The sequence below is a fragment of the Kitasatospora kazusensis genome, assembly GCF_039529945.1.
GTDB classification, from domain to species: Bacteria; Actinomycetota; Actinomycetes; order Streptomycetales; family Streptomycetaceae; genus Kitasatospora; species Kitasatospora kazusensis.
This window is the reverse complement of record NZ_BAAANT010000015.1, coordinates 151,593-159,858: the sequence shown is the minus strand read 5'-3', so window position 1 is coordinate 159,858 and position 8,266 is coordinate 151,593. Positions and strand designations below refer to the sequence as shown.

4 protein-coding genes and 1 tRNA gene are annotated in these 8,266 nt (G+C 73.9%); 3 read left to right on the top strand and 2 right to left on the bottom strand.

All coding sequences use genetic code 11. The features are described 5' to 3' along the window. Positions 1 to 64 precede the first annotated feature (64 nt). Together pgi and ABD330_RS15790 are read right to left on the bottom strand one after the other, a co-directional pair. Positions 65 to 1,732: a glucose-6-phosphate isomerase gene (gene pgi / locus ABD330_RS15795; RefSeq protein WP_344465296.1), complete on the bottom strand. Its 1,668-nt coding sequence runs from the start codon at positions 1,730 to 1,732 to the stop codon at positions 65 to 67. A gap of 290 nt (positions 1,733 to 2,022) precedes the next feature. Next, entirely contained in the window at positions 2,023 to 3,603 is a 1,581-nt protein-coding gene (locus ABD330_RS15790) for a Na+/H+ antiporter (protein ID WP_344465294.1), read from the bottom strand. A 140-nt stretch (positions 3,604 to 3,743) separates the two neighbouring features. Between ABD330_RS15790 and ABD330_RS15785 the strand changes: the two genes are divergently transcribed. The 3 genes from ABD330_RS15785 (at position 3,744) to ABD330_RS15775 (ending at position 8,256) form a co-directional block, all read left to right on the top strand. Then, positions 3,744 to 4,664, top strand: coding sequence for an NADP-dependent oxidoreductase (locus ABD330_RS15785; protein ID WP_344465292.1), 921 nt, complete (start codon positions 3,744 to 3,746; stop codon positions 4,662 to 4,664). A 51-nt stretch (positions 4,665 to 4,715) separates the two neighbouring features. Then, positions 4,716 to 4,789: transfer RNA gene (locus tag ABD330_RS15780), tRNA-Lys, on the top strand. Between the two features lie 245 nt (positions 4,790 to 5,034). Next, entirely contained in the window at positions 5,035 to 8,256 is a 3,222-nt protein-coding gene (locus ABD330_RS15775; protein ID WP_344465290.1) for a S41 family peptidase, read from the top strand. The last annotated feature ends 10 nt before the right edge of the window (positions 8,257 to 8,266 follow it).

Here is an 8,266-nt window from a genome sequence, read left to right as displayed (position 1 = left end):
GGGTACCTCCCGGCCGAAGGCCGGGAGGTACCCCCACACGCCCCTCGTGTACCGACCCGCTTGCCTACTGGTCGCGGCCGAGCAGCGCGCGGTAGCTCGCGACCAGCGCGGCGGTGGAGCTGTCGAGGTGGTTCCCGGTGTCCTCACCGGTCAGCAGGACGGGCTCGATCCGCTTGGCCAGCACCTTGCCGAGCTCGACGCCCCACTGGTCGAAGGAGTCGATGTTCCACACCGCGCCCTGGACGAACACCTTGTGCTCGTACAGCGCGATCAGCTGGCCCAGCACCGACGGGGTGAGCTCGGTGGCCAGGATGGTGGTGGTCGGGTGGTTGCCCTTGAAGGTCTTGTGCGCCACCAGGTGGGCCGGCACACCCTCGGCGGCGACCTCCTCCGGCGTCTTGCCGAAGGCGAGCGCCTGCGTCTGGGCGAAGAAGTTGGCCATCAGCAGGTCGTGCTGCGCCACCAGGCCGGGCTGGAGGTCGGCGACCGGCTTGGCGAAGCCGATGAAGTCGGCCGGGATCATCTTCGTGCCCTGGTGCAGCAGCTGGTAGTAGGCGTGCTGCCCGTTGGTGCCCGGGGTGCCCCAGACCACCGGGCCGGTCTGCCACCGGACGGGGTTGCCGTCGCGGTCCACCGACTTGCCGTTGGACTCCATGTCCAGCTGCTGGAGGTAGGCGGTGAACTTCGAGAGGTAGTGCGAGTACGGCAGCACCGCGTGCGCCTGCGCGTCGAAGAACGCGCCGTACCAGACCCCGAGCAGGCCCAGCAGCAGCGGCACGTTCTCCTCGGCGGGCGCGGTGCGGAAGTGCTCGTCGACCAGGTGGAAGCCGTCCAGCATCTGCCGGAAGGCGTCCGGGCCGATCGCGATCATCAGCGACAGGCCGATCGCCGAGTCGTAGGAGTAGCGGCCGCCGACCCAGTCCCAGAACTCGAACATGTTCGCCACGTCGATGCCGAAGTCGGCGACGCCCGGGGCGTTGGTGGACAGCGCCACGAAGTGCTTGGCCACCGCCTCCTTGTCGGCGCGCAGTTCGGTGAGCAGCCAGTTCCGGGCGGAGGTGGCGTTGGTGATGGTCTCGATGGTGGTGAAGGTCTTCGAGGCGACGATGAACAGCGTCTCGGCGGCGTCCAGGTCGCGGACCGCCTCGTGCAGGTCGGCGCCGTCCACGTTGGAGACGAAGCGCACGGCGATGCCGCGGTCGCTGTAGGAGCGGAGCGCCTCGTACGCCATCGCCGGGCCGAGGTCCGAGCCGCCGATGCCGATGTTCACCACGGTCTTGATCCGCTTGCCGGTGTGGCCGGTCCACTCGCCCGAGCGGACCCGGTCGGCGAAGCCGGCCATCTTGTCCAGCACCGCGTGGACGGCGGGGACGACGTTCTCGCCGTCGACCTCGACCACCGCGTCGCGGGGGGCGCGCAGGGCGGTGTGCAGGACGGCGCGGTCCTCGGTGATGTTGATCTTCGCGCCGCGGAACATCGCGTCCCGCAGCTCGGCCACACCGGTCGCCGCCGCCAGGTCGCGCAGCAGCGCGAGCGTCTCCTCCGTCACCAGGTGCTTCGAGTAGTCGACCAGCAGATCGCCCACCGACAGGCGGAAGTTCTCCCCCCGGTACGGGTCGGACTGGAACAGACCGCGCAGCTGAAGGTCGCCCTCCTCCCGGTGCTTGCGCAGCGCCGCCCACTCCGGCAGCCGGTCCAGCGGGGTACGGCCGCCAGCAGCGTGCTCCGACATCGGTTTCTCCTTGTGAGTCATCCGGATCAGGGTTACCGGCAGGGCCCAGCGGGAGGGTTGCGCCAGGCCCGGCGGGTACGGGGGTATGTGCGCCGGCTCCGTTGGCGGCCTGCCCGGAGCCAGCCTACGCGGAGGCTCCCCCTGTGCCCGCCAGGCACCGTCCACGGGCGCGGGTGGCTTCGCGCGGCCGGAAGGTGCGGCGCCGTCACTTCCCGTCCCACGCGGTCCCGCACCCCTCGGCGGCCCCGACGCGGACGCCGACGCGGAGCCCGACGCGGACGCCGGATCAGCTACCGGCGGGTGGAGCGGAGGTCGAGCCCGCGCATGACCTGGTCGGCGATCTCGGGGTCGGCGCCGGCCTCTCCACGGGCCGTCAGGATCTCGCGGCGGGAGGCGGCGATCATCTCCTGTTCGAGCTCGGCGGCGGCGCGCCACTTCCCGAAGCGCTGCCTGGCCTCGGCGGCCTCCTCCTCCTCGTAGCGCTCGGGGCAGAGCCGGGCCAGCCGGTCGTGCTGGCGCTCGCGCAGCCGTTCGACCAGCTCGGGCGGGAGCCGCTGCTCCTCCTCCAGCTCCGCGAGCCGTTCCAGCCCGGCCTTCGCCGCCCGCCACCAGAGCTGTTTGACGGCCTCCTCGTGCCGGTCGCGACCGCTGTCCAGGCCGAGCATCCGCGCCAGCCAAGGCAGTGTCAGCCCCTGCACCAGGAGGGTGAACAGCACCACGCAGAACGCCACGAAGACGATCTCGCTCCGCCCTGCGAAGGGCTCGCCGGTGTGCACGGTGTTCGGGATGCCGAGCGCGAGGGCGACGGTCGCCACCCCGCGCATCCCGGCCCACCAGAGGATCAGCGTCTCGCGCCAGCCGAGCGGGGTGTCCTCCTCGTCCCGGGCGACCCGGCGGGACAGCCAGGCGGCGGGCAGCAGCCAGACCAGCCGGACCAGCACCACCGCCGCGATCACCCAGGCGGCGTCGCCGAGCATGTTCCGCCAGCTGTCCCCGACGTCCCGCAGCACGGTGGCCAGCTCCAGGCCGATCAGGCCGAAGGCGATACCGGTGATCAGGATCTCGACGATCTCCCAGAAGGCATTGCCGACCAGCCGGTACGAGACCTCGTCGGCGTCGGCGGCCCGGTCCGCCAGGTAGAGCGCGCAGACGACCACCGCCAGCACGCCCGAGCCGTGCGCCTCCTCGGCCAGGGTGTAGGCGGCGAACGGCACCAGCAGGTTGAGCGCGACCTGCTGGGTGGGGTCGTCCAGCATCCCGGCCAGCCTGGCGTTGAGCCAGCCGAGGGCGATGCCGATGACCACGGCGAGCACGGCGGAGAGCACGAAGCGCAGCACCGCGTGCGGCACCGAGAAGTCGCCGCCGACCACCGCCTCGACGGCCAGCGAGTAGATCACGATCGCGGTGACGTCGTTGAACAGCCCTTCGCTCTCCAGCACCGCGACCAGCCGGCGCGGCAGCCCGATGCTGCCCGCCACCGCGACGGCGGCGACCGGGTCGGGCGGTGACACCAGGGCGCCGAGCGCGACGGCGGCGGCCAGCGGCACGGCCGGTACCAGCCAGTGGAAGACGCCGGCCACCAGCGTGGTGGTGACGACCACCAGGGCCACGGCGAGCAGCAGGATCGAGCGGATGTTGGCCCGGAAGTACCGGACGGACGAGCGCCGGGCCACCGCGAAGATCAGCGGCGGCAGCACCAGCGGCAGGATCAGCTCGGGCTCGATCGTGATGTCCGGGATCTGCGGCAGCACCGCCATGACCAGCCCGAGCACCGTCATCAGGACGGGCTGCGGGACTCCGGTCCGCCGGGCCAACGGCATCGTCACGACCGAGGCGAGCAGCACCAGGAAGAGCAGCGACAGCTGGGCCACGAACCGGTTCCTCTCCGCTACCCCCGGAGCAGCATAAGACCGACCGGCTGCGGCTCGCCGGATCTTCCTTGACTTCAAGTCGGCTTCAACTTGCACGATGGCGGAAGGAACCGGCGAACTGACGCAGAGGAGCCCCACCCATGCTGGCATCGACATTCTCCGAGCCGGGCGGCCCCGACGTCCTGCGGGTCACCGAGCTGCCCGCGCCGAAGCCCGGCCCCGGTGAGGTGCTGGTCCGGGTGCTCGCCGCCGGCATTCAGCCCGCCGACACCGCGATCCGTTCGGGGTGGACCCCGCCGGGGGCGGCCGTCACGCTGCCCGCGATCCCGGGGAACGAGTTCGCCGGGGTGGTCGAGCAGCTGGGGGCGGGCAGCTTCGGCTGGGAGACCGGTGACGAGGTGCTCGGCTTCCGGCTGCTCGGCGGGCATGCCCAGTACGTCGCGGTGCAGGAATCCCAGCTGGTCGCCAAGCCCGGGGCGATGGGGTGGGCGGAGGCGGGTTCGCTCTCCGCCTCCGGGCAGACCGCGCACCTGGCGCTGCGCGAGCTGGGGGTCGGGGCGGGCGACACCGTGCTGGTCCACGGCGCGTCCGGCGGGGTGGGGACCGTCGCCGTCCAGCTGGCCCGCGCCTGGGGCGCCACGGTGATCGGTACCGCGAGCGAGCGCAACCACGACTACCTGCGCGGCCTGGGCGCCGTCCCGGTGGCGTACGGCCCGGGGCTGGCCGAGCGGGTGCGCGCGCTCGCCCCCGGCGGGGTGGACGCGGCCCTGGACGCGGCCGGGCGCGGCGCGCTGGACGCCTCGGTGGAGCTGGTCGCCGACCGCGACCGGATCGGCACCGTCGTCGACTACCCGGCCGCCCAGCGGCTGGGCGTACGCGGCCTGCGCGGCCCCCGGACGGCCGCCCGGCTCGCCGAGCTGGTCGAGCTGTGGGAGGCCGGCTCGCTCCGGCTGGAGATCGCGGCGGCCTTCCCGCTGGCCCGGGCGGCCGACGCCCACCGCCTGGTCGAGGCGGGCCACGTCCGGGGCAAGGCCGTCATCACCCCGTGGGCCGTCGGCTGAGCCGATTGTGAGTTTCGGCCGCTGACCAGGTAATGTTCTCTTCGTCAGCAGGCGCCGCTAGCTCAGTTGGTTAGAGCAGCTGACTCTTAATCAGCGGGTCCGGGGTTCGAGTCCCTGGCGGCGCACAGACGGACTTCAGGGCCTTCCCACGACGGTGGGGAGGCCCTGAAGTCTTTTCCGGCACCTTCGGCCGACCGGCCGGCCGAAGGTGCCGTTGCCCGCGTACGAGCCGGCCGGCCGAACAGCGGCCATTGGACCAGACCACTGAAGCGAACCGGCCCGCCGCGTGCCAATGGATCCGGCCGCCGCATCGGCTGACGCACCGTGAGCCCGGGTTGCGGGCCGTCCGCCGCGGCCGAACCATGGAGAGGTGACCGCGCCCGGCTATCTGAGGTACCCCCACCTGCGCGGCGGACTGCTGACCTGCACCGCCGAGGACGACGTCTGGGCCGCCCCGCTGCACACCGACGGCACGGTCGGCCGGGCCTGGCGGGTCAGCTGCGACCGCACCCGGGTCAGCCACCCCCGCCTGTCCCCCGACGGCGCCGCCATCGCCTGGACGAGTTGGCAGGCGCTCACCCCCGAGGTCTGGACGGCCCCCACGGCAGGCGGCGAGGCCGTCCGGCTGACGTACTGGGGCAGCCAGGACACCCGGGTGCGCGGCTGGCTGCCGAACGGCCAGGTGCTCGCCGTCACCTCGTACCACGAGCCCTTCGCCCACTACACCTGGGCTTACGCGCTGCCGCCGGACGGCTCGCCCGGCCGTCGGATGCCCTGGGGCCCGGTGGACGACGCCCAGGTCGGCGCCGAGCACACCGTGCTGCTCACCGCCGCCGCCCCGCACGAACCCGCCGCCTGGAAGCGCTACCGGGGCGGCGCCACCGGCCGGCTCTGGCTCGACGCCGACGAACTGCTGCCCGGCCACCCCGGCCACCTCTCCTCGCCGATGCCGGTGGGCGGCCGGATCGCCTTCCTCTCCGACCACGAGGGCGTCGGCAACCTCTACTCCTGCCGCCCGGACGGCACCGGCCTGCGCCGGCACACCGACCACGCCTCCTACTACGCCCGCGAGGCCGCCAGCGACGGCAGCCGGATCGTCTACCAGCACGCGGGCGACGTCTGGCTGCTGGACGGACTGGACGCGCCCGCGCCGCGCCGCCTGCACGTCCCGCTCGGCGGCGCGCGGGCCGGACGGCGCCCGTACCAGGTCACGGCCGCCACCCAGGTCAAGGACCTGATCTGCGACTACACCGGCCGGGCCAGCGCGATCACGGTGCGCGGCAGCCAGTACTGGCTCACCCACCGGGACGGCCCGGCCCGGGTGCTCGCCGACACCCCCGGGGTGCGGACCAGGCTGCCCGTCCTGCTCGGCCACACCGGGCAGCTCGCCTGGGTCACCGACGCGGAGGGCGAGGACGCGATCGAGCTGGTCCCCCTGCCCGCCCGGGGCGGCCCCGAGACCCCCGTCCGGCGGATCGCCGCCGGACGGCTCGGCCGGGTGCTGGAGCTGGCCGCCGCCCCGGACGGGCACACCCTCGCCGCCGCCACCTCCGACGGGCGGCTGCTGCTGGTCACCACCGCCGACGGCGAGGTCCGCGAGGTGGCGTCCTCCCCGTACGGGCCGGTGAGCAGCCCGTCCTTCGCGCCGGACTCGCACTGGCTGGCCTGGTCCCAGCCGGTGGCCGGGCGTTCGCTGCGCGGCATCAAGCTGGCCCGGGTGGACACGCCCGGGCTGCACATCGAGGTGACCGGCGGGCGGTTCGAGGACGAGCACCCGGTCTTCAGCCGGGACGGCCGCTTCCTGGTCTTCCTCTCCTGGCGCGGCTTCGACCCGGTGCACGACGTGCACACTGGTGACCTGTCCTTCCCGCTCGGCTGCCGCCCCTACCTGGTGCCGCTCTCCGCCGACACGCCGTCCCCGTTCGCCTCGCCGGCCGAGGGGCGGCCGCCGGTCGGCCTGGACCCGCACGAGGCGGGCGGCGACGGCACCGTCACCGTCGACCCGCAGGGGCTCGCCGGCCGGCTGGTGCCCTTCCCGGTGATCGCCTCCAAGTACTCGGCGACGGCCGCCGTGCGCGGCGGGGTGCTCTGGCTGCGCTGGCCGATCTCCGGCGCGCTGGGCCAGACCTTCGCCAACCCGGCCGACACCTCCGGCCACCCCTCGCTGGAGTACTTCGACCTGGCGCAGGGCACCCGCACCACCCTGGTGGACCGGCTGGACGGCTTCTCGGTCTCCGGCGACGGCAGCGCGGTGGCGGTCTTCTCGGGCGGCACACTCAAGCTCTACCAGGTCTCCTCCCCCGGCTCGCCGCTCGCCATCGACCTGCGCCGGATCACCCACACCGTCCACCCGGGCGAGGAGTGGCGGCAGTCGTACCACGAGGCGGCCCGGATCGTCCGGGACCAGTTCTGGGACGCCGGGATGTGCGGCCTGGACTGGCCCGCGCTGGTCGCGCAGTACGAACCGCTGCTGCAACGGGTCGCCGGGCCGGACGACTTCGCCGACCTGCTGCGCGAACTCCTCGGCGAGCTGGGCACCTCGCACGCGTACGTCACCCCCGCCCGGCGCGGCGAGGGCCCCGCGCCGGTGCAGCAGCCGCTCGGCCTGCTCGGCGCCAACGTCCACCGGGACCCGGACGGCCGGTGGCTGGTGGACCGCATCCTGCCCGGCGAATCCTCCGACCCCCGGGCCCGCGCCCCGCTCGCCGGGTACGGGCTGCGCGACGGCGACGAGCTGGTCGCCGTCTCCGGCCGCCCGCCGGACCGGGTGCGCGGCCCGTACCCGCTGCTCGCGGGCACCGGCGGCACCACCGTCGAACTCGCCTTCCGGCGCGGCGCGGAGGGCCCGGTGCGGCGGATCGCGGTGACACCGCTGACCGACGAGCGGCCGATCCGCTACCAGGACTGGGTGGTCAAACGGCGGCACCTGGTACGGGAGTTCAGCGACGGCCGGTGCGGCTACCTGCACATCCCGGATCTCGGCGGCTCCGGCTGGGCCCAGTTCAACCGCGATCTGCGACGTGAACTCGACTACTCCGCCCTGGTGTTGGACGTCCGGGGGAACGCCGGCGGGAACGTCTCGGAGCTCGTACTGGAGAAGCTCACCCGCCGGGTGCTGTCCTGGGACTTCGCCCGGGGCCGGCGGCCCGTCCGCTACCCGAGGGACGCGCCGCGCGGCCCGGTGGTGGCGCTCGCCGACCAGGCGACCAGCTCGGACGGCGACGTGATCATCACCGCCATCAAGCTGCTCGGCCTCGGACCGGTGGTCGGCAGCCGCACCTGGGGCGGCGTGGTCGGCATGACCGGGCGGCACACGCTCGGCGACGGGACGCAGATCTCGGTGCCGAAGAACGCCTCCTGGTTCACCGGCGGCGTCGGCTGGACGGTCGAGAACCACGGGGTCGAACCGGACGTCCACGTGCTGCGCACCCCGCACGACTGGGCCCGGGGCGAGCACACCGACCTGGCGGCCGCCGTCCGGCTGGCCCTGGAGCTGGCGGAGCAGACCCCGCCGGCCGCCCCCCCGCCGCCGGACACCCCGCGCCCGGACCTGCGGCGGCCGCCGCTGCCGCCCCGGGACCCCGCCGGATAGCGGTCAGGGG

Bases quoted from the DNA above. Each gene is read 5' to 3' on its own strand.
- pgi (WP_344465296.1), bottom strand. From the start codon at position 1,732: ATGTCGGAGCACGCTGCTGGCGGCCGTACCCCGCTGGACCGGCTGCCG.
- ABD330_RS15785 (WP_344465292.1), top strand. From the start codon at position 3,744: ATGCTGGCATCGACATTCTCCGAGCCGGGCGGCCCCGACGTCCTGCGG.